This window comes from Cyclobacterium jeungdonense (genome assembly GCF_010994275.1).
In the GTDB taxonomy this organism is placed as follows: Bacteria; Bacteroidota; Bacteroidia; order Cytophagales; family Cyclobacteriaceae; genus Cyclobacterium; species Cyclobacterium jeungdonense.
Window position 1 is genome coordinate 963,810 of record NZ_WMCD01000001.1, and the last position, 25,614, is coordinate 989,423.

Sequence of the window (25,614 nt, forward strand, 5' to 3'; positions counted from 1 at the left end):
TCAAGTTTTGGAAATGGTCTCTTCTAAATTATAAATGGTGGAAATAACCTGCATTAGCGAGGCCCATTCCACGGGGTCTAAATCGTCTTCCAAGGGATATTCTCCCACATTTAACAAAGCTTTCGCATTTTCATTTGCCATGGTTTTCAATTGTCCGCTATGGTATTTAATCAATACATCCACTTCCCGCTGTTCCGGGAACCTGCAAACAATCATCCGAAAGGCTTTCTGTATGCGCTGTTCTGCCGTCATTTTTTCCTTTAGTAATTTCCCGGCCAGTACTCTGGATGCCTCCAACATGGTGGGATCATTTAACATTACCAATGCCTGTAATGGTGTATTGGTAATCAACCTCTCCACTTCACATTGGTCGCGGTTGCTGGCATCAAAAAGGGTCATGGCGGGCGGAGGTACTGTCCGCTTGATAAAATTGTAAAGCCCTCTTCGGTAAAGGTCCTTACCATGATCCTGTTTGTACACTGACAAGATGCCCCTGCCGGATGTGGCTCCCTCCCACAGCCCGGAAGGCTGATAGGGTTTTACACTAGGTCCTCCCAGGGTAGCATCCAATAGACCGCTGCTTGACAAAATCAAATCACGAACAAATTCTGCCTTTAACCTGTATCGTGGTGCACGGCTAAGAAAAATATTTTCAGGATCCTGTTCTTTTTTTTCATCACTAATTACGGCAGATTGTTTATAGGTAGCGGAAGTTACCATCTGCCTGACCAGACGCTTAATGTCCCAACCGTTTTCCATAAAATCCAATGCCAACCAATCCAATAACTCTGGATGACTGGGAAGTTCTCCCTGCATGCCAAAATCACCGGGTGTGGCTACAATGCCCTTTCCAAAAATTTCCTGCCAAATTTGATTGACAAATACCCTGGCGGTTAAGGGATTTTTTTTATCAAATAACCATTTGGCCAGCCCTAATCTGTTTCGTTCAAATTCCGGATTAAAAGCTAATATCGATTCGGGCATGCTTGGTTTCACCGCTTCCCCATGCGCTTCATAAGATCCTCGCTCCAGCACATAGGACGTACGGGCAGAATCTAATTCCCCCATGATGGACACGATCAATTGGGTGGTGTCTGGTTTGTTTATGAATGCCAGTATAGAATCAACATCTTCATCTGTAATCTCCATGAATGGCCGTTTGGCATAGGTCTCGGGTCCTCCAACGACGGACTCAATACCTTTCTCCCTAATATTATTAAAAAATGAATACAGCTGGTAGTATTCCTTTTGGGAAACCGGATCATACTTATGATCGTGGCAGCCTGCACATTCCATGGTGATTCCGATCAGTGCCTTTCCGAAAGTATTGGTTCTATCAGTAACGTACATGACCCTATATTCTTCATCCACTATTCCTCCTTCTTCGGTAATCTTATGGTTTCGGTTAAATCCGGTAGCCAATAACTGTTCTTTTGTTGGATCGGGAAGTAAGTCACCTGCCAGTTGCCAGGTAATGAACTGATCATAGGGCATGTTTTCATTAAAGGCATGAATCACCCAGTCTCTCCACGGCCATTGGCTTCTATAACTGTCGTCCTGAAAGCCATGGGAATCAGCAAACCTTGCGATATCCATCCAATAAACCGCCATTTTTTCCCCATAAGCCTGGCTTGAAAGCATTCGGTCTACCCAATTCGAATAGGCGTCCTCACTAGGGTCTTCCAAAAAGTCATCCATCATTTCCAGACTTGGAGGCAAGCCTGTCAAATCAAAACTCAGCCTTTTCAATAAGCTTTCCTTATCCGCTTCTTCATTGGGTTTAAAACCTTTCTCCTCCAGCTTTTTAAGAATAAAATAATCGATCTCGTTTTTGACCCAATCATGGTGATCTACTTTAGGGATTTTAACTTTCTCAGGAGGTAAAAAAGACCAATGCGGTTCATATTCCGCCCCTTGGCTGATCCATTTTTTGATCATACTGATCTCAAAATCTGTAAGCTTTAAATTGGAATCAGGAGGAGGCATTTTTACTGATGGATCATCTGAGACCACCCGGTTATATACTTCAGAAGCATGGGGATTTCCTGGAACAAGGGCAAAGACGTCTGGTGTTTTTTCCAGAGACCTAAAGGCTTCTTCTTCGATATCCAGTCTTAAACTTGCTTCCCTCTTATTGGCATCAGGTCCGTGACAGGCAAAACAGTTGTCCGATAAAATTGGCCTGACATGAAAGTTATAACTAACCTCATCTGGCAGTTTGTTAGAGGAATTTCCAATCATGGTGGTCTCTTGGTTATCACATGCCTGAAAGGTCAGAGATGTGATAATCAAACCAAAACCATAAATACGTTTAAACATAGCCGAATAATTAATTGCCAATTTCAATTCAAATCGATTAGAAACAAAATCAGCCCTAAATAGTTGAAATTCGTTCCCTTTACCTATTATCAATCACATTTACCTCCTTTTGAGGATTCAAATTTTGATTTATAAAAAGAATTAAAACAGTCATTGTATTGATAAGACCAATGAAAATCAGAAAACCCGTAATATTTAACCAAATAAAAATATATTTTTGAAGGGGAGGCAGGGACCGTAACAATAAGCCGACAATCAAACTAGAATCAATAAATTTCGAAATAATTTATGTTTTAAAAGCAACAATGAAGAAAATAACCTGATTTATTGGATTTCACGGTTGTTCCTGGCGTTCATGGGGTGGAAAAAAATTCATGAATATTATACGCTAGGATATTTTAGAAAGCTTTTTACCGTCCATCTTCCTATCAAAATAACGGTTAATTTCTTCTCTGAAGCTCCTGATGGCAAGCTTTAGATGCACTTCCACGGTCCGTTCTGAAATTTCCATAATCTCGCCTACCTGTCGGTAGGTCAATTCATCATCTTTAATCAATTGAAACACCATTTTTCTTTTTTTTGGCAGATTATTTACGAGTGATTGAATTAGATGATTTAATTCCTGTTCTTCCAACAATTGATGGGGGGTAATGGAATAAATAAAATGATTATTATCCTCATCACCACACTCAATCTTTAATTCCTTCCTGTGTTTATTAATCTTTGTGAGGGATTTATTCTTGACAGCAGTATAAAGATACGCTTCAAAATTTTTCATTCTGAAAACACGTTCTTTATCAATTAATAAATTGGTTAATACCTCTGAAACAACGTCTTCAGCCATGCCTTTATCCTCTAAAATAAATTTTGAGAAGTTTACCAGTTTTGTATAAAAAAGCTCAAAAAATTCATCAAAGGCATTTTTATTTCCTTCGGCAATGAGGATGAATAATTCTGAATTATTTTTTGCTTGATTCATTTTTAGCTGAACGAGAAACTAATTGTAATTCAACCTCCATCCAATGCTTAACGGATACTAAATTAGGAGAATAACCTGATTCAATGTACTATAAAACTATTATTTGAAATAATAGTTAATAATGTGTATTTTGAGTTTTCCCTATTAAATGTAGGGAATTTTATTTGGACAACCAATGGATAAATGAAAATTATTATTGTTATTGAATTAAGGTGAAAGTAATTTTATAGCTTTAAATATGATTATAATAACTTTAAATTTACATTATTACTGAGTGGTTTATTTTGTTTTTTTCTGGTTAATACAAGAGACGATCGATTAACTTTTTCAAAGTCCTTTTGTCTATAAAAAATGGTCATAGAATCTCGGTGGGACCGATTTGCCGGAAATCGTTTTTCTTAAACCACTTTTTTTGACTCAAATTTAATTTAGTAGACCTTGATTTAATAAACTAAAATTACGTTTAAAATTAAAATATTAACCTGCTGATATTCTATTATTTATACTATTATTATTAGAACCTGGTTTAGGTGGGTTTTTACGCGCTTGAGCTATTTTGGTCTCGCTGAAAACCGGGGTGGTTCGCTACAATCCTCGCTTAATAAAAGCAAGTAAATCAGCCATCTCTTCCACACTGATTTGATTTTCTAATCCCTGGGCCATCCCCGACACAGCCAGGGCTTGCATGCTGGAAATCTCTGACCGGGAAATTGTCCGGGTTAAACCACCGGCCTGTACTACCTCAATGGCTGTTGTTGTTTCATGGGAAATGATACCCTGAACGGTTTCTCCATTGGTAAGGTCAATTTGCCAAAGATCGTACCCATCAGCTATAGAAAGGTTGGGATCAAGGATGTCCTTTAGTATACTTTCATAGCGTCGGTTTCGAAGGGATGCCAGGTCGGGGCCATACAATTCTCCCCTCTCCTCAGTCATTTGATGACAAATGGAACAATTATTTTCGTAAACTAACAGCCCCTTTTCAGGGACGCCTTCCAGCTCAAGAGAGGCTTGGAAAGAACGAATCACATCTTCTCTTTCGCTTTCAGAAGGCACCAATAATGCCCTGGCCTTATCCCGGATGGCTGGGTCTTTTTGGTTCATCAAAAAAACCGTATTGCCCCAGGGAATATGGCTGGGCAAAACGGTTCCCTGCTCCAACCCGTCAAGTAGCGCATGGATGCGAGATTGACTATTTAAAAGAGATCCAACAGCAGCATTCCTTACCTCGGGACTAAGCCCATTCCACCGCTCCATTAAAAAGTCAGCATATCCCCCTTCGGCTGCTTTGCTTAAATAGGAAAGTACTTCCTGCTGTAACCTGACCGGCTCTTGTGGTTGAATCAATACCTTTAATTCTTCGGATGCTTTTTCAGGCATAAAAAGTCCCATAATCCGCAACCAAACCAGCCTTTCTTCCTCCTTAGCGGAAGTGTTTAGCGTAATTTCAAATGCCTGATTGACTATTTGTTTTTGCGCTGACATTTCAGGTATCGGTCCTAAGGTTACCAAATCAATAAATGCATTTTTTAGTGGTATGGAGGAAATCAATGGTAAGTTGAGGATTATTTCTTTCTGAAGGTTTTCCCAACGGCTGCCTGTGGGCAGCGAATTTTGCAATCCGGAAGCCATCCCTTTTATAAAAAAAGGCTCCCATCCTATAATGGAACTAGTCGGCTGCACTAAAGGTGATATTACTTTCTGTACTTCTCCAAAGCCATCCCGTGCCGCCTGCATTCGGGCTGCTTTTTCAATCATCTCATTGTATCCGGACTGATCGGCACGATACCCGCTGATCAGTTCTTCCAGTATATTCTCCTGGTTCCCTAAAGGCGCGGCCAACACTGCTATCTGCACCCATTCATCGTCCATATCCTTTTTCAGTACGGCCATACGAGTAGCAAATGCCCATTCTTCTGAAATTGTGCTCAATGTATTTACCAACTGAAACCGGACCTTGGGGTCTGGATCATCCACCATGGCCCTCAACTCTAAATTCCAGGCTACCAGTTTCTCCGGAAAAAACTCCGCCAATTTCAAGGCATTTTTCCGGACCCCTGCCTCTGGATCTTGAAATGCCTCTTTCACCTGTTCTGCATGCAGTTTACCCAAACCATGTAAGGTCCATAAGGCATGAAGGCGGCCCAGTGGCTGGCTTGCATTTCCAGCAAGTTCCACCAATTCCCCGGGAAGGGGATTCGGATTGCGCTCCACCAAAATTCGTTGCGCATTGGATCGCCACCAATGGTTGGAATCCGATAATTTTTCGATTAAAGCTTGATCCGTAAACTGCTCTAAATCGATGGACTGGGCCGAGCTGGCCTTTTCCGCACCCTTCGGACTTATTCGGTAGATTCTTCCTTTATCCGTTCCCTCATAAAGCGCTCCGGATTGGGTTACTTCATCCGCCATCCATTCCGGATGTTCGATGATTTTTCGGTGATAGTCCAGCAAGTATAAAGCTCCATCCGGCCCCAGATACATATTGACCGGCCTGAACCAGGCATCCCGGGATCGAAGAAATTCATTTCGTGTGTATAATTGGCTGCCAGTAAAGGTGGCTCCCTTGTCCCGCAAAATGTCTGCATGTACCAGATTACTAACCGGTTCTGCCGTAAAGACCACCTGATCAAATGGTTCGGGGAATGCTCCTCCCAAATATGGTGTGATTCCACAGGCTGAAGTCATTACGCCGATATCCGTCAAGAGCTGATGTTCGGGATTATCCGTGATGGGATACACCTCCGCGGCATTACCATGATCGGATACGGATTGGGTGACATTGCTAATCGGGAAAAAAGGGTTTTTACCCAAATACCTGGCCGGAAGCACTTCGTGAATCAAATGGTTATTGTTATTGATCAGAAATCGTTCTCCCCATTTATCCGTGGCATGGCCAAATTGCGTCCGGCTTGCCAACCGTTCCAACCCGGATCCATCCGGCTTGAATCGAATGCTTCTGCCACCTGCATTAACGGGAAGTTGTGGTCCCTCCGGGAGAAATGGAAAGTGGATTTCACTGCCTTTATCACCCAGTTCTTCCGTAAACATCACCGTAGTGACCGCCGGTTCATGCCCCAGGTAAATCCAGTTGTCCAAACCATACCGGGGACTGTTTACATTATGCTGGGGATTGGAGCGGGCAAATCCTGTTAAAATTACCTTCCGCTTGTCTGCTTTTCCATCACCATCCGTATCCTCCAGGTAAAGCACATGTGGTGGATCGGTCACCAAAATCCCCTTTTTCCAAGCCATGATGCCCGTAGGCAATATTAGACTATCGGCAAACACCGTATGCTGATCCATGATTCCATCCCCATCGGTATCTGCCAAAAGTTTTACCTTTCCACTGCCACTTAAATCCAGGGGGTAGCCGTGCATTTCTACCACAAACATACGTCCCTTTCCATCGATGCACATGTCAACAGGGTCTGCAACCAATGGCTCCGAGGCAATTAATTCCATCTGAAACCGCTCGTCTAATTCGAAACCAGCGGGAAGGTCCACAGAAGAATTTTCATTTTGGCAAGCGCACACTATCATCAGTAGGTACAGGTATGCCGGTAGGTGAAATAGTACGTTTCTCATAATAGTAATAAGCTATTCATTTTATTCGGACAACCATCCCATTAAAAAAGAAGAAACAGCGGAGACCAGGTCTTCACCGGCTCTCGGAGTAAATGCATTTACCCTTTCTACTTCGTATCCACCATGAGCATAGGCCTCTGCCGTGGGCAAATAACCCAGCCAACCATTGCTATACCCATAATAAAACGTATAGGGAAAAGGAGAATGCTGACGTACTTCGTTAGACAATTCACAAAAGAGTTCCAATGGAGCACTCCATAAGGCCAGGGATTGATTGATTTTCAAAAAACGGATGGGTAACAAAATCTGGGGTTTCCCCTGCGCGTCATTTTGGGTATAAGCACCCAGGTCATCCGGCCAGCCGAGGTCGTCCTTTCGGGGAGTAGTTACAGTTAATGTGGCGGTTTGAAGGTCAATATCGCTTGTTAGCGTTTGAATTTTGCTGTAAGCGTCCAGGATTTTGTCTCCCAGCAATACCTTAAACTGGCTGAGGTGACCGGCACGGGGATTGGGATATACGCTATATATTGGAGCCAGATTGCCTGCAGCTCCATTTATAAAAAGCATGGGTACACCAATTTCCTCCTCTACATAGCTAGCCACAATACCAGGGGCATCTCCGCTAATGTTTGTATGCTCCTGCCCCAACACGGTCCCATGGATGGGATAATTGGCCACCAGTGCCAGGGGATCCCCATTGGCCTTATCAATGCGGATGAGGCCAATTTTTCGATCTACAGGTCCATCCGGATTCAATCCCAGCGATGCTTTTCCGTTTTCATCGATGGCCCTGCGGTTAAGGTTGGCCTGTGAAAACCCCCAGCCCCAACCCATTTGTGCAGGTTCCATGTTTTTTAACCCTTCTTCTATGGCCGCCAGCATTTTATCCGTAACCATCTGGGTATATTCCCTATCCCATTCATGGGTATACCGATCTCCCATAAATGCTTCCGGTAATCCTGGAGGACCCACTTCCGGCGCAGAGTGGGTGTGAGTTACCGTCCACCAGATATTCAACATCGGAATACCAAAACGATTTTGAATTTCCTGTGCCACCCGGTCATATTCGGCAGGGGATACCAGGCATATATCGGATGAAATCAAACAAAATGTTTCCTTGCCATCGTTTAGAAGGATAATTCTATGAAAAATGGAATCGTTAATGCCGGTTGATTTTCTTGGTCCATATCCCAATAGCCACTGGCTGTCTTTCGGGGTGATATCGGTCTTTGTGACGGAGGCCGATAGCTGTTGTGCCTGGACCGTTCCGCTACCAAGTGTAGCGATCATCATTAGGAGAAGCAGGAATTTCGGGTTCATTCTGGGCATACGTGACATAAGTCGTGGATAAAACTGAAAACAATTAATTTGAAAGGTATGTGTTGAATTATTAAATGAATTCCTGTATAATTGCAGGCAGAACCCAGGTCGTTAGCTCAGTTGGTTCAGAGCGCTGCCTTGACAGGGCAGAGGTCACCAGTTCGAGCCTGGTACGACCTACAACAGATTAGAACTTTCGTGTCTTTGTAGTTTTCTTCTCAAGTCTTTTACCTGTTCTTCCAGGTCCTCAATCTTTTTCTGTAGGTGACTAATTGCATGAAGGCCTTCCAAATTTATTTCCATTTCGTAATGCAATCGGGAAAAGCGCTCTAACCGGGCAATCTCGTCCAGCAATATATAGGTGGTTGCCTCTCTTTCCACCAGCTCACAAAGTCCCTGTTCAGATAAAGCTTGTACGAAGGAAATCTCAATTCCACAAGAGGTACAAAATTTATTCAGGGATATAAGGGATTCATCGGGTTTATTCATGATTTATTCAGGTTTGCTAATTGCGTAAACAATTTCTTTTCCTCTTCGGAAAGGTTTTTGGGTATCTTCACCTGATAGGTTAAATATAAATCACCCAAAATACTTTCGTTTTTATAAAGGGGGAAACCTTTCCCCTTCAGCTTAACCTTGGTTCCGTTTTGAGTACCTTCAGGTACCTTCAATTTTACTTTTCCAGATAAGGTTTCAGTCACGATCTCTCCTCCCAACACAGCAGTGTACAGGTCCAGTTTTTCGGTTTTGTACAAATCTTTTCCCTCTCGGGTATAAATCGGATCTGGTAGAATTTTAAACGTCAAATAAAGGTCGCCCTTTGGCCCTCCATTGACCCCTTCTCCTCCATGCCCTTTTATTCGGATGGTCTGCCCATCTTCTACCCCAGCGTGAATGGTCAGCCTAATTTTCTTGTTATTTAAGGCGAGTGTTCTTTTGTGTGTGTGCAAAACTTCTTGCAAGGGTAATTCCAAGGTAGCACTGACGTCTTGCCCTTTAAATCTGATCTTAGATTCTCTTCTAGCTCCTCCACCTCCAAATAGGGACTCAAAAAAATCAGAAAATCCACCTTCTCCAAATGCTTGTTCAAAATCCTCTGCCTGGTACCGCCTACCCTGAAATCCAGCAGAACCTCCTTGAGGTCTGCCTTGAAACGAATCGGCATGCTTCCAGTCTTTGCCGTACTGATCGTATTTTTTCCTTTTCTCAGGATCACTTAGTACTTCATTGGCTTCATTCACCGCCTGGAATTTCTTTTGGGCATCCGCATCACTTGGGTTTAAATCAGGATGGTATTTTCTGGCCAGCTTTCGGTAGGCCTTTTTTATGTCTTCCTGGCTTGCAGTTTTACTAATTTCCAGAACTTTGTAATAATCAATAAAATCCATAATTATCAGGCTTTCTTAAGAAGAATCAATTTGTGGTTTCAATCATTCAATAAAACTAAAATTCTTCCAGAATCTTTATTCGCTTTTCGATGGGCGGATGGGTAGCAAATAAGCCCGTAATGGCGGATATCATTCCAGAAGATTTATCAGGTTTATTTTCAATAAACAACTCCGCCACATCATCACTTTTTACTGTTTGCACCCGGAAGTTTCCTGCTATTTTGCGCAGGGCTGCTGCCAAAGCCCATGGCTTTTTGGTCATCTCTGCAGCACCGCTGTCTGCCATGTATTCCCGTTTTCTAGATATGGCAAACCGAAATAGCATGGACAGTAGAAAGGCTACAAAGGCAATCACCAGGGCAATAATCATGGCCCGGTTATCATTTTTCCCTCTCCTTCGGCCGCCTCCAAATAACATGCTTCGGAACAATATCTGCGCGATAAACGAAAAAATGCCAACAAAAATAATGGAGATAATCAACAGCCTCACGTCTTTGTTCCGAATGTGCATCAATTCGTGAGCAATCACGCCTTCCAATTCTTCGTCGTTGAGTTCGTCGATAATCCCTCGGGTGAGTGTCACCGTATAGGTTTTTTCATTGATTCCGCTGGCAAAGGCATTCAGCGCCTGATCCTCAATAATCCGAATTTTAGGCATTCTCATACCTTTACTGATGCACAGATTCTCTACCAGGTTATAGACACGCATGTTTTCCTTCCTTTCCAAAGGCTTAGATCCCGCAGCCCCGCTGATCATTTTCGTATGAAAAAAATAGGCAATCACAAACCAAATAGCCACTGCAATGAGCACTCCAGGTATCGTGCTTAGAAAATTGTCATTAATAGATTCGGCAGCAGCATCCGGTGGCATGGTGAAGTAAAGGAAGGCATAAACAGCGGCCAATATGAGCAATGGGAACCCCAGCAACAACAATACGGAACGAAAATTATTTCTTCTGATTTGCGTTTGAATCCCAATATAGGCTACCATCTACCTGCTAAAATTTAATTTCAGGAGCCTGGTCCAACCGTTCTCTTTCGGTGGTACCCACATCAAACATTTGCTCGGTATGAAATCCAAACATTCCGGCGATCACATTAGATGGAAAACTCTGAACGGCCACGTTGTATTCTTTGGTTGCCGAGTTGAAATACCTTCTGGCTGCTGCCAGTTTGTTTTCCACATCGGAAATTTCATTTTGTAGTTGCAGGAAATTAGTATTTGCTTTAAGATCCGGGTATGCTTCCACTTGAATCTGCAATCCTTGCAAAGCAGCCCCTAGTTCCTGTTCGGCTGCAATTTTTCCGTCAATAGTAGACGCTTTCATGGCACGAGATCTGGCCTCGGTGACCCGGGTTAGTACTCCTGCCTCGTGCTCCATGTAGCCTTTCACACTGCTTACTAACTGTGGAATCAGGTCGTGGCGTTGTTTTAACTGCACGTCGATATCGGCAAACGCATTTTCCCGGTTATTTTTATAGGCAACCAGCTTGTTGTATAGTGACACAACAAAAATTCCGACCACTACGACGATAATAAGTACAATCCAAATAATGCTCATAGTTTCAGGGTTTTTCCATTCAAGCCTGAATATACAAAAAATGGGAATTATTCTTATATTTAACAGCTATAACTTCAATTTCAATGCTATGAAAAAATTTATTGGTCCGGTAGCTATTTTACTGGTTATTCTCTTGGCAGGTGTGTTTTGGTGGCGGTATTATTTTGTGTTTGCAGAGGGGGTAAAAGCAGGAAATCTTAACTATTTCGAAAAAAAAGGATTTCTGTTTAAAACCTGGGAAGGTCGCCTGGTACAGGATGGCTTTCAAAGCCCAAACCCAGGTGCGCTACAAAGTAACGAATTTCGTTTTAGTGCAAAAGGGGATTCCATAGCGATGATTCTGGAAAGATCTGGCGGAAAATTTGTAGAGTTGAGGTATAAGGAATATTTAAACCCCATTCCCTGGCGAGGGGCCAGCGAATACGTTGTAACCGGCGTATTGGAAGTCGGTGATTCCAATCGATCGGGATTGCCCGTTCAATAATCTAAAAAAAGCAGAATAAAAAAAAGGCAGCCATTTCTGGCTGCCTTTTTTAAAATAATTATCCGGTTAAATACTCATTAGGCTGGATCGCCTAAATTTACATTTTTCATTTCCTCTTGTTCCATAAAAGGCTGGTTTCTAACCCTTTTACCGGAGGCCTTGTAAATAGCATTGGCTATCGCCCCTCCTGTTGGCGGTAGCGCAGGCTCTCCCAATCCCGTAGGATCAATGCCATTGTCTATAAAATGAGTTTCGATTTCTGGAATCTCATTCATTTTAATTAAACGATAGGTGTCGAAGTTTTTCTGATCAGCAATTCCATCTGTAAAGGTCATGTTTGTATACATGGCATGGCCCATACCATCAACCATTCCTCCCCTTACCTGCTGATCTGCTCCAGTCGGGTTTACGACGATACCGCAGTCGGTTACAGCGTAAATTTTATCAAGTTTGGGGGCTCCGTTTACCATACGGGCTTCCGCCACCTGGGCGACATAGGATCTATGGGAAAAATAAACGCTAAAACCCTGAGAAACTCCTGATTTCTTTCCCCAGCCGGATTTTTCGGCCGCTGTTTCTACAACGGTCCGCATGCGATCTACATCGTAGTGGATTTCACCGACGGGATTCTTTTTGGCCCGGTCTAATAATTCCAACCTCAGTGCCACCGGATCCTTTCCGGCTGCCTCGGCAACTTCATCCAAAAAGGACTGCTCTGCAAAAGCCAGGAAGTTGGTGATAGGTGCCCTCCAGGCATTGGTGGTGATGGGAGACTTGTATTCCAACGACTCAACCAGAAGGTTATCTACCGAACCCGATGGGAAATTGTTCTCTCGAGTACAGTTTCCAGCATTGATCCCTACTCCTCTCAACTTGTAACCGATCAGGTTATTATCGCTATCCAACGCAGCCTCAAAACGGTATTTTACAGCTGGTCTGTAGGCACCTCCCGTGAGGTCATCTTCCCTGGACCAGGTTAATTTTACCGGGGCTTTTAGCATTTTTGATAATTCAACGGCCTCTTCCACAAAGTCCGCCCGCAATCTTCTACCAAAACCGCCTCCCAGACGCGTCATTTCTACCGTTACTTTATCTGGTGAAAATCCACAAATTTCTGCAGCAGCGTTCCTGGCCCTGTCCGGAGTCTGGGTGGGACCGATCAGTTCCACGCCATCTGCCTTCACATGAGCGAAAAAGTTCATCGGCTCCATGGGACTGTGTGAAAGAAAGGGACATTGGTATTCACTTTTGATCACTTTGGCAGCAGAACGAAAAGCGGCGTTGACGTTTCCATCCTCTCTTTTAACCTCGCCCTTGCCCGTATTCAGCATTTCATCGAAAATACGGTTGTGAAACTCAGAGGATTCCAGTTGCCCGTCAATGGGTTCATACTGAATTTTCAACCGCTTTTTTGCTTTCATCAGGGGCCAGGTGGATTCACCGATTATAGCGACATTGTCCTTAAAGGTAACTACATCCTTTACCCCCTTCACTTCTTTGGCGGCGGCGGCATCGACTGACTTTATCTTCATACCAAAGGGTGGACGTTGAATCATGGCATGCACCATTCCTTCCCTGTAAAAATCCAGCCCATACAAGGGTTGGCCAGTAAACATCGCACGATTATCCACGTTTTTAATCGGGGTGCCGATGATTTTGAAATCTTTTCTATTCTTAAGTGTAACTTCCTCTGGCACCGGAACAAGAGCAGCATCATTGGCCAAATCACCATAAGTCAATTTTTCTGAGCCATGGATAACGTGTCCATTTTCGGTGCGAAGGTCTGCTACAGGCACTCCAAGCCTATTAGCCGCTGCCTGTAAAAGCATTTGCCTGGCAGTTGCTCCTGCCTTTCTCAACCTTTCCCAGGAATGAGGCATGGCACCTGATCCTCCGGTCACCTGCCGGTCGTATTTTTCGGTATCCAAAAAAGCCTGTTTTACTCTTACTTTAGACCAATCCACATCCAACTCTTCTGCCACAATCATCGGAAACGAGGTTTTGATATTTTGACCTAGTTCGGGATTCGGGGAGTAAATGACCACATGGTCGGTTGGAGAAATAGACAAGTAACTATTGAAGCCCAGTGCACTATTCATGATTTCTTCCTCACTGACCACCTTCATCTTGGGAGAATCACAGCTGGACCAGTTAAAACCGATCAGAAGTCCTCCTCCGGCGGTGGCGGCAATTTTCAAGAAATCTCTTCTGTTTGTTTTTAATCCTTTATTCATGATTATTTGGTTTTAGCTGATGCCAATTTTACTGCTTCTTTGATTCGATGATAGGTTCCGCACCTACAGATGTTAGCGTTCATACCGGTAATGATTTCTTCATCACTTGGACTGGGATTTTTCTTTAGTAAAGCCGCTGCCGTCATGATCTGTCCCGCCTGGCAATAGCCACATTGAGCCACGTCTACTTCCTCCCAGGCTTGCTGTACCGGATGATCCCCATTTTCGGAAAGGCCTTCAATAGTAGTAATTTTATCTTCTTTTACTGCCGAAACGGGTAAAACACAAGATCTTACTGCATCGCCATTGACGTGAACCGTGCAGGCACCGCATTGTGCCACTCCACAGGAGTATTTGGTACCTACCAGGCCCAGGTTGTCACGGAGCACCCACAATAAAGGGGTGTCTTCCTCCACATCTACTTCGTAGTTAGTGCCGTTGATTTGAAGTTTGTAGTTAGCCATTTTGTTATTTGTATTGTTATTGTCTGAATTTACTACATTTTGTTTGGTAATTCAAAAAAAATTACCCGTAATCAACAAAATAAAGAATAACTGCAGGTATTTATACTACCATTGAAGTAATTTCAAGGGAGTTATAGGATAAATACCAGGAATTGTAAATTAAAAATACGATCTACGCTCGGTTTTTACCTGATTTTTAATCATTTATAATTCTCCCATCTCTAATTCATATTATTTCTAAATAAGTTCATCAAATTTAGGTGGACCAATTCCATGGTTTTTAATCATAGGGATCTTTCATTTGAATTTTAGCCAAATAAGGATAAAAATTTCTTTGATCTTCTTTTTTTAATAATTAAATTTTGGATGGAAATGTAAAGACGTTATTATCACTTAATCTAAGTCGGTATGAGCAGGATTTTTGGACTTCTACTGGTAGCTTTGGCCATCCTGGTTATCGTAGTATTCCTCGCTAATCCTGAACTGATCGAAACTGTTTGGCTTTGGCTCGTAGGCTTTATTGGCTATATCATTTATTTTTCCGAAAAAGGACTGGAATCTCTTAAAAACCTTTTTAAAAAAGATCCGGCTATTACCCCTCCTCTCCCTCCAGAGCAAAATAAAGAGCATGTGGATACTTCCTACCCATTGGAAAAACGAAGTGAAAAGGAAGCTGTTCTTAAAAATTTGCCAGAAAATTATCCGGAAACGTGGGAACTCCTGGGCGGTTCCTACCTAACACTTTTAAGATACCTTGATGACGGCAACACCAGCCTGGGTCTATTATACCTGGGAAAGCAGTTTTTTTGTTACACCCTGGAAGACACTCACCGGGACGAGAAGGTGCCTGCTGGCACCCGAATACCTGAAGGGAGGTATCCTTTATCCGTCAACCCAACCCTAACCGATTTAACCAAAAGGTACCGAAGCCGGTTTCCCTGGTTTGACTATCATATAGAAATCAACAACATTCCCAATTATGACCTGGTGTACCTTCATATAGGAAATAGTCACCAGGATACCAGGGGATGCATACTCCTTGCCGATGGTGTGAATACCGGTTCCAGTGAAAAAATGGTTACCCATTCCCAACGGGCATTCGAACGGTTTTACAAGACTGTTTATCCTAAAATTTCTTCTCAAGAAAACCTCGAAATTAAAATATTTAACGAGGATTGGATGGAAAGAGCAGGAATCAGGCAAAAAAGCATGCAAGATGCTGTTAACATCTAACGAAAACCACCACTTATAGTCCTTACACATATGGAAACTGCTGATAACAACCCGGAAACTACAAAGGAGAAAAAAAAGGAATCTTCCGAAAGAAAGTATGTATTGCTACATTTAGGATCGATTTTTCTAATAATGATTGCAGTATTGGTTTTCATTGTTCCTGGAATGGAATCCACCAACTATGGCATTGCATCGGGACTGGTAGTGGTCATTGCACTTGTCTTCATGTATGCGCTATTGGCAAGGTATTTCAGTCCAAAAACCAAAGACCGTAATCCCAATTTCAACCCATACCATACCTTTTTTTTCAAGGGCACGGTTATTTTATCCACCCTTTTGGTAACCTTTGGAATCCTGGGCGCATTTTTTGTCTATATAGAATATAACAATCTGTTTCAGGCGGTAGGATTGGCCACCTCTGTCATCTGGATTGCCTTGTTTTTAATTTATTTCATGTGGTCAGTCTACCACTACAATATAAATTACGGCCTGACAGATCAGGATTGGCAGCGTATATACGACGCCAAAGACAGGCATAGTCAGGGCTTCCCGGTGAAAATGGCAGAAATGGCTACTCCGGACCACAATCCCTATCGAAGCCAAACATTTGGACTGCCTCCTGGAACGGTCAGGGGAATGATCGCTTTTACGTTGCTGATGGGGGGCATGGCACTGTTAATCGTTAGTTTCGGAACGCAATACTCGGGAGTGGATGCTGCGTTACTTAGTCAGCAGTTCGAATTTTTTGAAACCGCATTTTTAATGATGATTGCTTTTTATTTTGGAGATAAGTCTTTGAAATACCTGCAGAACCGCTGGACTCCAAAGGGCACCGGTGAAAAGCAAAGCCAGAGTGACACTGAGCAAAGTGTAACCTCTTCTCAATCCGGAAAATGGTCACTATCCCAACCCCAAAGCACCCTGGATATCGATGAAAATGCCTTTGCCTTGGATGACTCGGCATTTGTTGCCAGGAATCTTGAATCTGAAAATACAAGCCCACTAGAAGATCAGCGGGTTTCCCTTTCCACCTCCTTTGACATGCCTCCTGAAAATTTACAGATTCAAGAGGAATTTGTTCAAATTAAGGATAATACGGATAGCAAGATATTGAGCGACATGGACATACGGCTGGCGTTGGAGGAATTAGAACAAAAGGAGCAGGTAAGAATCAGTCTACCGGTGATCAAAGCGGTCATAGCGGTTGAATCTGCCGGCAGGGGACATTTAGCCGACGGTAGAGCTAAAATTCTTTTCGAAGGGCACAAATTTTGGCATTGGCTGGAAAAATTCGGGAAGGATCCCAAAGCCCTGCAAGCAGGAAAAGAACACTTGATTTATGAAAAATGGACCCGAGATCATTATCTGGGAGGTGCAAGGGAATACGAGCGCTTGGAGCAGGCCAAAAGAATTGACCCCAAAGCTGCGGTTTACGCCACTTCCTGGGGGCTCTTTCAGATCCTGGGTGAAAACATGGAGCACCACCTTAAAGGAAGAAAATACAAAAACGTAGAAGAATTTGAGGCGCGCCAACACGAGTCGGAATATTTTCATTTTCTAGATTTTCTGGAATTCATTAAAACGAAGAAAGTCCGGGGAAAGACATTGCTGGATTATATTTCCGAGGAAAACCAGGGAAATTACGATTGGGAGTCTTTTGCTTATGGTTATAATGGTAGTGGGTATAAGGTCAACAAATACCATATAAAAATGAAAGCCCATTATGATAAATTTAAAAAGGAACAGACATGGATGGCTTAAAAAACATTTTGCGCCATGGATGGATTGGAGTGAGTTTCTGTTGGATCTTATGCTCCTGCCAAAAGGATGAAAGAGGATTGGTAATTGGCAAAATACAACAAGCCAGCGATTTGGTTGTGTCCGAGTTTGTCATAGATAAGGTAGTTTTCGGGAAAAAGACCAAAAACATACTATTTATCCCCGTAAATGAGGCATCATTTATGGCCTATTCCCGGGCAACCATTAAAACAGGAATCGATTTAAACCGAATAAAGGAAGATGACATCCGCATAGAAGGAAAAAAAATAAACTTAAACCTGCCTCCTATTGAAGTGATCAACTTTTCTTATCCTCCGGATAGTTTTATTGCCGACACGCTAGTTTCAAACCCTAACCGATTTTTGAACAGCATAAGTTTGGAGGATCAGGAAACATTTTTCAGGATGGCTGAAATGGATATACGGGACCACCTTCCCTATATGGGATTGGTCGAATCCAGTCAAAACCATGCCCGTAAGCTCATCCATACCGTATTGAAAAGCTTTGCCTTTGAGGAGATTTACATTCAATTTGAAAATGATTCATTGGTAATCCGGCAGGTAAACAGTCCTGATAATTTATTGGAACCATGATACGTCAGCTATTTAATAGTGTCCGCTTTGTTCTGGAGATTCTGCTGGTTATCCTGGTGGTAGGATTGGTTTATTGGTGGAATCCCATGAATATTTTCGGCGGAAAACCGGGTATCGAATCGACGGCAAACATTATATCGGAGGTACGGGAAATGGGTGAATTGATTACCGCTGAATATTATGGGGAAGTAGTCGCTTCTATTGATGAAGCTCAGATGGATTTACTGCAAGAACCAGAAATCCGGGAGCAGGCAGCACTCACGTATGATGAAATACGGCTTGAATTAGATAATCTTCGGAGTTTTCACGACCTTTCACCGGATAACCGGATTGAATTAGGAATCGAACCAGGTGATCTGAATAAACGAAAACGGAGAAAATTACTACTTGATCAGGTAGGGCGAAAGAACATTTTAGAAAAACTGTATTTTTTGGGAGAATGGGAGCAAACCAGTCAATTGCAACTTTATGAGGAAGTGTTGGCCTTCCTTTTCCTGCAATTCCAAGGCGAAGCAAATTCCTCCGTGGACCAACTAAATGATCGGGAAATCCGGCAAATTCTATTGGCATGGTATGAAAATCCCTTAAATAGCTGGTGGAATGTTGACGCGTTTGTAACCTCTTTTTTTGAAAACAGACTGGCTTCCTTATCACGAAGGGAGGCTAAGAAAAAATTAGCGATGATTGGCCGGGGAACCGTAAAAGCCGGTTTTGATTTTAAAGGAATGAGTGAAAGCATGTATCACTTTGATGAGGAGTTGAGCGAGCTTCATTTTTTTGGATTTGCTCCACAAATACTTAATGCCGATATAAACCCCTGGTTCATTCCTGAAAAAGGTATTCCAGGTTTTGATATTTTAACCTACAATGGAAAGGTCGATTTCAATGATAGTAAGAAGGTAAAAAGCTATGCGGTTCAAAAATTGACAACCAATGCCCGCAATGCTGGAATCATAGAACAGGCCGAAATCCATGGAGGAGAAACGCTGAGACGGCTATTTTCCTTACTTACCGGAAAAGAGATCAAACGAGTCGTCTTCCACCATGACGAGATCATTCAGTTGACCCAGGATATCATCAATGATTACTACATCAGTTATGAGGAGGCTTCTCATTTTGAAAATACCATTGAAAATGAGCTACTCGTCATTGATTCACTTAGAAATGCAAGTGAAGATCGGTATAATAATCGAAATCTGGCCACCAATAAATGGAACACCTTATTGGGGATGGTTCGTAAAATGCAGGAATTCGAATTTGAATCTGAGGAATTACCTTACCACTATTATTCCACCTTTTGGTACCGGATCAGCAGGGACTCCATCATTGATCAATCGGAATGGATTGCCCTGAAAAAACAAGCGCAGGATTCCTTTCATAAAGATTCGGAAACTTCCTCAATCTGGGCGCTTCAGGATTCGCTACTCCTCCCCTCTCAGTTTAGTGCCGGAGCATTGGCTCTTTACCAAAAGGATATACCCATCGGGGAATTCCTTTTGGATACCCTTTCCATCGAAGCATGGAAGAGCAAGGAAAAAGAACGTGCTAAAATCAAAAATATTTCCTATCGTGAAGATGAGGTAGTTTATGAAGAATTTTGGCCTCAAAATAGCAAGCGGGATAGTTTGCTACAGCTAATATTCCCAATTAAATATATGCCAGACACCTGGGAATCCTGGATTATCAGTGAATCTAGTATCACCACCTTAAATAATAACGATACCGTTCGCACTTTACCATCAAATACAACTTCTTTTTGGATAGTTGATCAAAATCAACCCGATACGTTGTTTCAATTTAATATGTCTTTAGAAGAAATTAGTTATCCGGAAATAATACTACCAGATTCGCTGAATTCCCTTCAAAATGTCGTTATTGATGATTGGATTTTTTTTAGGAGCTCACAGGATTTTCAGCAAGACATGGCCAATCCTAACCAGAAGCACCGCCTTTCTGACTACCAGGTTGATCTTTTGAAAACCTTTCTCGAACAATTATACACACAGCACCATTCGTACCATAATCGTGATTTCCTCACCCGAGCCAAAAGCTGGTTTGCAGAGAAATGGGAAAGTAAATCCGGGATTACGGATGAATTTCCATCGCCCTGAATGACGCCGGTTCCGTCTATTTTATCCTCGAATACGTTTCAAAGACATTTCCAGCAAAGAATTTTCCAAAACTGGCAATGGCCTTGATCCCTTCTTCCCTTGATTTGGGATGAATGGCCTTAACTGTTCTTAATTGCCGTAACAAATCGGCCACCTTAATTACCAGCTTGCCTTTGCCCAGAAGTTTTCCCTCAGGGCCTGTACCCTCGTATAGAGCAATGAAAAGCGTGGTGGTATCTTTCCAGGCATCCACCACATAGTCATTTTCAATGTCTTTAAACCCTTCGAAAAAATAGTGGCTTCCATCTGGACTTAACAGCATGGCTGTGTACCTCATCTTTTTTCGCTTGCTGCCAGCATCTTCCTGAATAAACAGGTTAAACTCCCCTTGATAGGCGGTCAAAGCTTCTTCGAATAGTGAAGGGATACTCATGGATCCCAACATTCTTCCGGGGTGGTTCTCGTTAGTCACAAAATCATCAATATCCTCTGTTTGAATTGTGAGTGTAAATTCAAATGAAGTATTCTCGGCCTGGCCTTTTTTAAAACCTGAATCAAAATCAGCCGATTCACCCCAACCGATAAAGCCTTTCATCGTTTCCGTAAACTGAACACCCGTACCTGAAGGGCTTTCGCTGGGGGATTCTCGGTTTATTTCCTCAAATCCATAGGACAGCGAGTATTTTTTTTCTTCGGCGATTAGCTCACAGGCGCGTTCTGCCAGGGCACTAATGGTCAACAAGGGGTTGGTTCCTACCGGTCTGGGTATGACCGCTCCATCCATGACGTACAATCCCTCATGTAGTGCATTCCCCGTGTCCCCTTCAAATACCTGTCCCTTATGATCCACTACTCCTAATTCAGCGCTATCTGCCATGCCACAGCCTCCTAAAGGATGTACGGTTACCAGATCGTAGTTCATCAATTGGTTCCAGGTAGGATTGGGTATCTTTGTACCCCCAAGCGCCTCTGTGGCCTGGTACATTTCACCATTTACCTTTTTAAAAATCTCTTGCTTTCCTACCCCCTCCCAGTTGATGGTCAGTTTGCCTTCTTCATTCATCTTTAAAGCTCCGTTGCCATCATCATGTGTCATTACCAGATACACCTGACTTCTTGCCATCGCACCATGAAAGGGTCCCAAAATTAGGCTACGGATTTCGCGCCATTTTTCTTTAAAATAATCTACAAATCCCCTATCAGAATCCCTACCTACCAAACGGGAAAAAGCAAAAAGGGCTTTTGGAATGAGACTTCGGATGGGACCGGGAATGGTTCCTTCTTCAAGAGTCATCCCATCTTCCAGCTTCGCCCGCTCCCGCAGGTCAATGACGCTGGTAATGCAGGGACCAACATTGGCAATTTCGTTCGTTCCCTTTTTTCCAAGTCCGATGCCATTGATCCGTACATCGTTGTTATATCCAAAGCCCAAAACATCTCCATTACCCGTAAACCTATGACCTAATTTTTTGGATACCTTCAATCCTAGTTTAGCAGACCGCAACAGAATTTCGGTGGATCCTAAAGAACCAGCACCAAGGATTACGCTTTTGGCCTGTACAAATAACAGTGGAGCATCAAATAAGTCCCTACCGATGCCTATGGGATGGTAATACACCTGCCAGTACCCGTTAACCCTTTTAATGTACCGAACATTTATTTCCGTAAAAATTTCCGCACCGTGAGAGCAGGCATCGGGGAGGTAATTCATGGCAGTGGTGTTCTTTGCTCCAATATTACAGCCGGTTACACAATCCCCGCAATTCGTACATTTGGGTTGGTGTACGCCGACATGGTTGATTTGATCTTTAAAATTTACATTGATATCGAGGAGGCGAAATGGGGCCGCCATGTGCGCCGCCGATTTTCTCATCGCCTCTGTCTTTTTCAGCAATGGATAGCCGTTTTCCTTTTCGGGATAGGGATTTGGCTTTAACATTTCCCAGGCCCGGGAAACTCCCCGCTTAAATGACTCCATATCCTCCCGAATAGCAAGGGGCCAGGATTTGTCCTCCATTACTCTTGATTCAGGTTCAATGGAAACATTGGCGTTGACCAGGGAGGTGCCTCCCAGACCACAGCCTTTGAAGACATTGATGCCATTACCCATGGTAAATTCATACAACCCGTTTTTTTCCAGATTGACTGATTTACCTCCGATAAAATTCATTTCGCCCGATGCCTTCCTCAGTGTATCAGGAAATTCCCCCGGTAAAAACTCTTTGCCCTTTTCAAACAAGCAAACCGATTGGCCACTTCTTGCCATTCGGGATGCGGCTATGCTGCCCCCATATCCTGAGCCGATGACCACGTAGTCATAAGTGGGTTTGATAGCGGTTAATGGTTTAGCTAATCTTTTCATTTTTTATAACTATTGGATCTTCAATCAATTCATAAGATACTGGCCCTCCTTCGAATCGGGGATTTTCTTCGGTACCCGTATTTTTCCAGTCGCGCACCACATTTTTTACGCCAATTGGAAAAATAGTTACTCCTTCCTTCGTAATGCAGAGGCGCAAGAAATTTTTGTAGCCCTCCCAGCGATAAGAAGAGGACGCTTCAGTAATATGGTTTTTTAATACCAGGACACTAAACGTCAGGTAAATACCAAATAAAATTCCACTAATTATGCCCCCTACAAGGATCATTTCTGCCATGAATAGGAAAACCTGATCGGGATTATCCACTGCCATACCCAAAGAACCCAGGTTGGTGAAGGAAAATAGCCAGAAGAGAAAATAAAAATTCACCAGGTGCAGTGCCCCGTGTATGGCCCCCGCAATGTAATTCAGGTTTTTTCTTCCTGATTTGTTATCTGTGAAAAGAAGGATCCCAACAAACAGCAGGAAATTTAAAAACAACGCTGCTGGATGGTGACTGATCCCGGAAATAATGACGTGAAAAAATTCCTGTAATTCCCCATCTAATACGTTTAAGTTTGCCAATTTCTCCATTATTGAATCAGGCCCATCGACATTCGATTGAAGTATCCAGGAAGTAAACGTATGGTAAATGCCAAAGAAAAAAAGCATGGTGAGGCTGAAATAGGGGAAAATCAAGTTGAGAAAACTAAGTTTAACAGAGGCCTTATGTGAGGGAAACACTTTTTTCAATTCCGAGGGCTGTCCCTTCAAGCTTTCTATTTCCGGTTTCAAGGTATGCGTAGGGTGCATAAAGGCCCCTCCTCCCCCTGCGGTAATTAATTGACAAGGGTTTTCTTTCCCTTGTACCGTTTCATATCGCGCATAATGGTGCAGGTCACCTGTAAGGATCGCTATTATTTGCAGGGATTTGTTTTTTTCTTCGTATTCCTTCTCCCCTTTTCCAAAAAGCACTTTGTCGATGAAAAACTGCAAACGATCAAAAGACTCGTTTTTTTCATCAAAGGATTTGTAAACCCAAGAGGGTTCCGATGTACACAAAATAATTTTACTTTGGCTGGTAAATTGTTTTCCTGCAATCTCCCTGAAATAACAGATTTGCGGGTAATCAATATCCGCATTCAGTTGCACATCTACCGCGATCAACCAATAATCATGGGGCAATTTGAGCGCAAAATAGCTCCTGCTTTGTTTTGTCTTCCAGTTGCCGAGGGAGCGTTTTTGTGTAAATAATCGAAGAAAATTAGTCAATCCATCGTACCAGTCGTGGTTTCCCGGAACGGCAAAGACATCCGGCCTGTTCTGATCTTCCTCATTTTTTGGAAAGGCTGCCTGGTAGGGCCCCCGAAGTCGGTTGGTATATTCGATAGGTTCAGGAGTTGGGTACACCTCATCTCCTCCCATTACCAGCACCTCCCCTCTTTTCAAGGATTTGCCTCTCAGGGTAAGCGATTCTCTGGCCAATAACTCCGCTAAAGTATAGGTAGGATTAAACCCATCTCCCAAATCCGATATAAAATCCAGCCAGAATTCCTGTTTCTGCGAATAATCGTAGGGGTAAATCTCCTGATCCAGAGCTGCCTGCAGTTCTCTCCTGTCAGCAAAATTCCCGAAGACGGATGAAAGTACAGCTTTGACCCCTGTGAATGCCAATTGTTTGGGATCGTACCAATTGACCATCGGTTTTCTTTCAAACTTCATTGTACAACATTTTTTTTATCATTTTTAATTTAAATCCTATTCCTCCGTTACTCCCGTTGCGCTTCTTTGCCAATGCCCACCAAAATCCCTTTATTCTCGATGCAAAGGACTGAAAGAGGGTACCTTCCATGACGATTTCCGGATCAGCGTCCAGTTTGGGATACAAAACCAGCTCCAGCTCCTTGAAATCCATACCCAACATCCAATGCCAGGGACTATTGCCATTGAAGCGGGCGACTAATAGATATACCCTGTTTTCGATAATTATACTCGTTTCTATTTCATAAACAGAAAGTCCGGATTCGTTCTTTTTTCGCTGAAACCGACCCTGGAACCCGCTGTATTCTTGATTTAAATGCCCCAAAAAAAGGCTGGTAAAAACATCCATTTGCCCTTTTTCCTCCAAATCAGCGTAGCGTAAAAATACATACAGCGATACGTGGCTGATATTTTCTTTCCATGTCAATTCGGCAGAAAATTGAAGCCGAAAACCCAGGTGATCCCCAATACCCGGTGTGCTGGTCAGGGTTTCATTCAACAAGGCTCCATTTTCAGGGATATCCGACAGGTATTTTTTCGCATCCTGGTATCCCATATTTATCAGGTCCCTGGAAGTGATTTTCTTAAAAAATAAATCCGGGTCCAGAGGAAGCGGAAGTGGCGGGCGTATAAGGTGAACTTTAATCGCCTGCTGTTGTCCGAATGGGGATTCGCCTCGTTTGATATCTTTATTTACCCATTTTATTTGTTCAAATTCTTCCCATAAGGCTCCATTAGCGCTCATTTCGATGGAATGTACGTATTGATTCAGTGCACCTGCAAAATAGTCGGGATGGTTTCCAATTCCCCAAACCACCCAAATTTCTTCCGCCCCCCTTCTGACTGCTTCCATCAGGTGTGCATCTTTGATCCAAACAGCATCTATAAACCATTCGTCAGCTACTTTTAATGCAGGCATCACAATAGGTAAGGAAATTCCGGCCAGCAAATGATTTTCATGAAGGTCCTTCGAAGGAATGGCTTGTACCGTTTTTTTCGAAAAATTGCATAAAGAGAACGTGATTGGAAGTTCCTTTTTTCTTATCTGATCAATTCGAACCTTAAAATGGGGAAGTACCTTGGTTCGAATGGCATCCGTATCTCCCATCCCTTTCAGTTTCCAGGGAGTCAAATAATCCTTTAATGGAACCGCAGAAATAAAATGGGTCAGATCTAACTGGATCCAGTTATTTCTTAGGTCAGCCACCTGCTGACCTGATGCGAGCATGGCCGCATTAAAAATACCTCCAGAAGTACCGTCCACGTGATTAAATTCCATGGCTTCTTCTTCTAAAGCCTTTAATACACCCACTTGATAAGCAACCCTAATGCCGCCGCCAGCCAAAATCAGTGACTTTTTTGCATCCGTTTCGTTATGGCTTTCCTTTATTAGCATTGTTCTATCTTAGGGGCCTGTTTGATATAGTTTAGTAAGACAA

18 protein-coding genes and 1 tRNA gene are annotated in these 25,614 nt (G+C 42.9%); 6 read left to right on the forward strand and 13 right to left on the reverse strand.

Features of this window, described 5'->3' with window-relative positions; genetic code table 11:
• From GKS34_RS03720 to GKS34_RS03735, 4 genes are all read right to left on the reverse strand, one after another.
• Positions 1 to 2,319 (reverse strand): PSD1 and planctomycete cytochrome C domain-containing protein, encoded by a 2,319-nt coding sequence (locus tag GKS34_RS03720; protein ID WP_163383441.1) that lies wholly within the window; start codon positions 2,317 to 2,319, stop codon positions 1 to 3.
• A 388-nt stretch (positions 2,320 to 2,707) separates the two neighbouring features.
• Positions 2,708 to 3,298, reverse strand: a complete 591-nt coding sequence (locus GKS34_RS03725; protein WP_163383442.1) for a sigma-70 family RNA polymerase sigma factor — start codon at positions 3,296 to 3,298, stop codon at positions 2,708 to 2,710.
• Between the two features lie 585 nt (positions 3,299 to 3,883).
• Entirely contained in the window at positions 3,884 to 6,886 is a 3,003-nt protein-coding gene (locus GKS34_RS03730) for a PVC-type heme-binding CxxCH protein (protein ID WP_163383443.1), read from the reverse strand.
• A gap of 21 nt (positions 6,887 to 6,907) precedes the next feature.
• Positions 6,908 to 8,224 carry a neutral/alkaline non-lysosomal ceramidase N-terminal domain-containing protein gene (locus tag GKS34_RS03735; protein WP_163383444.1) on the reverse strand — a complete coding sequence of 439 codons (1,317 nt, stop codon included), beginning with the start codon at positions 8,222 to 8,224 and terminating at the stop codon, positions 6,908 to 6,910.
• Positions 8,225 to 8,311: 87 nt separating this feature from the next.
• Here GKS34_RS03735 and GKS34_RS03740 point away from each other — a divergent pair.
• Positions 8,312 to 8,386, forward strand: a tRNA-Val gene (locus GKS34_RS03740).
• Here GKS34_RS03740 and GKS34_RS03745 read toward each other — a convergent pair.
• The 4 genes from GKS34_RS03745 to GKS34_RS03760 are packed head-to-tail and all read right to left on the reverse strand — an operon-like array spanning position 8,384 to position 11,156.
• Complete coding sequence (locus tag GKS34_RS03745; RefSeq protein WP_163383445.1) at positions 8,384 to 8,695, reverse strand: chaperone modulator CbpM; 312 nt, start codon at positions 8,693 to 8,695, stop codon at positions 8,384 to 8,386. The two genes, GKS34_RS03740 and GKS34_RS03745, sit on opposite strands and share 3 nt — an antisense overlap.
• Entirely contained in the window at positions 8,692 to 9,594 is a 903-nt protein-coding gene (locus GKS34_RS03750) for a DnaJ C-terminal domain-containing protein (RefSeq protein ID WP_163383446.1), read from the reverse strand. The genes GKS34_RS03745 and GKS34_RS03750 overlap by 4 nt, the downstream gene beginning before the upstream one ends.
• Before the next feature lie 55 nt (positions 9,595 to 9,649).
• Complete coding sequence (locus GKS34_RS03755) at positions 9,650 to 10,585, reverse strand: M48 family metallopeptidase (protein WP_163383447.1); 936 nt, start codon at positions 10,583 to 10,585, stop codon at positions 9,650 to 9,652.
• Positions 10,586 to 10,592: 7 nt separating this feature from the next.
• Positions 10,593 to 11,156 (reverse strand): LemA family protein, encoded by a 564-nt coding sequence (locus tag GKS34_RS03760; RefSeq protein ID WP_163383448.1) that lies wholly within the window; start codon positions 11,154 to 11,156, stop codon positions 10,593 to 10,595.
• An 88-nt stretch (positions 11,157 to 11,244) separates the two neighbouring features.
• Here GKS34_RS03760 and GKS34_RS03765 point away from each other — a divergent pair, with 88 nt between their 5' ends.
• On the forward strand, positions 11,245 to 11,640 hold the full coding sequence (locus GKS34_RS03765) for a hypothetical protein (RefSeq protein WP_163383449.1): 396 nt from the start codon (positions 11,245 to 11,247) through the stop codon (positions 11,638 to 11,640).
• Positions 11,641 to 11,717: 77 nt separating this feature from the next.
• On the opposite strand, the gene GKS34_RS03770 is transcribed toward GKS34_RS03765, so the two are convergent.
• Together GKS34_RS03770 and GKS34_RS03775 are read right to left on the reverse strand one after the other, a co-directional pair.
• On the reverse strand, positions 11,718 to 13,874 hold the full coding sequence (locus GKS34_RS03770; protein ID WP_163383450.1) for a xanthine dehydrogenase family protein molybdopterin-binding subunit: 2,157 nt from the start codon (positions 13,872 to 13,874) through the stop codon (positions 11,718 to 11,720).
• Between the two features lie 2 nt (positions 13,875 to 13,876).
• Positions 13,877 to 14,338 (reverse strand): (2Fe-2S)-binding protein, encoded by a 462-nt coding sequence (locus tag GKS34_RS03775; protein ID WP_163383451.1) that lies wholly within the window; start codon positions 14,336 to 14,338, stop codon positions 13,877 to 13,879.
• A 408-nt stretch (positions 14,339 to 14,746) separates the two neighbouring features.
• Here GKS34_RS03775 and GKS34_RS03780 point away from each other — a divergent pair, with 408 nt between their 5' ends.
• The 4 genes from GKS34_RS03780 (at position 14,747) to GKS34_RS03795 (ending at position 20,054) form a co-directional block, all read left to right on the forward strand.
• Complete coding sequence (locus tag GKS34_RS03780; RefSeq protein ID WP_163383452.1) at positions 14,747 to 15,571, forward strand: DUF5675 family protein; 825 nt, start codon at positions 14,747 to 14,749, stop codon at positions 15,569 to 15,571.
• Positions 15,572 to 15,703: 132 nt separating this feature from the next.
• On the forward strand, positions 15,704 to 17,332 hold the full coding sequence (locus GKS34_RS03785; RefSeq protein WP_240459184.1) for an N-acetylmuramidase family protein: 1,629 nt from the start codon (positions 15,704 to 15,706) through the stop codon (positions 17,330 to 17,332).
• Complete coding sequence (locus tag GKS34_RS03790; RefSeq protein WP_163383454.1) at positions 17,320 to 17,943, forward strand: DUF4230 domain-containing protein; 624 nt, start codon at positions 17,320 to 17,322, stop codon at positions 17,941 to 17,943. The genes GKS34_RS03785 and GKS34_RS03790 overlap by 13 nt, the downstream gene beginning before the upstream one ends.
• A complete protein-coding gene (locus tag GKS34_RS03795) occupies positions 17,940 to 20,054 on the forward strand; it encodes a DUF4230 domain-containing protein (protein ID WP_163383455.1) in 2,115 nt (704 codons plus the stop codon). Before GKS34_RS03790 ends, GKS34_RS03795 begins: the two co-directional genes overlap by 4 nt.
• Before the next feature lie 16 nt (positions 20,055 to 20,070).
• Here the strand turns inward: GKS34_RS03795 and GKS34_RS03800 are convergent, their stop codons facing one another.
• Genes GKS34_RS03800 through GKS34_RS03810 form a run of 3 tightly spaced genes read right to left on the reverse strand, consistent with a single transcriptional unit; the run spans position 20,071 to position 25,571 of the window.
• Complete coding sequence (locus tag GKS34_RS03800) at positions 20,071 to 22,416, reverse strand: GMC family oxidoreductase N-terminal domain-containing protein (protein ID WP_163383456.1); 2,346 nt, start codon at positions 22,414 to 22,416, stop codon at positions 20,071 to 20,073.
• Positions 22,400 to 24,136 carry a metallophosphoesterase gene (locus tag GKS34_RS03805; RefSeq protein ID WP_163383457.1) on the reverse strand — a complete coding sequence of 579 codons (1,737 nt, stop codon included), beginning with the start codon at positions 24,134 to 24,136 and terminating at the stop codon, positions 22,400 to 22,402. Before GKS34_RS03805 ends, GKS34_RS03800 begins: the two co-directional genes overlap by 17 nt.
• On the reverse strand, positions 24,126 to 25,571 hold the full coding sequence (locus tag GKS34_RS03810; RefSeq protein ID WP_163383458.1) for a patatin-like phospholipase family protein: 1,446 nt from the start codon (positions 25,569 to 25,571) through the stop codon (positions 24,126 to 24,128). Before GKS34_RS03810 ends, GKS34_RS03805 begins: the two co-directional genes overlap by 11 nt.
• Between the last annotated feature and the right edge of the window lie 43 nt (positions 25,572 to 25,614).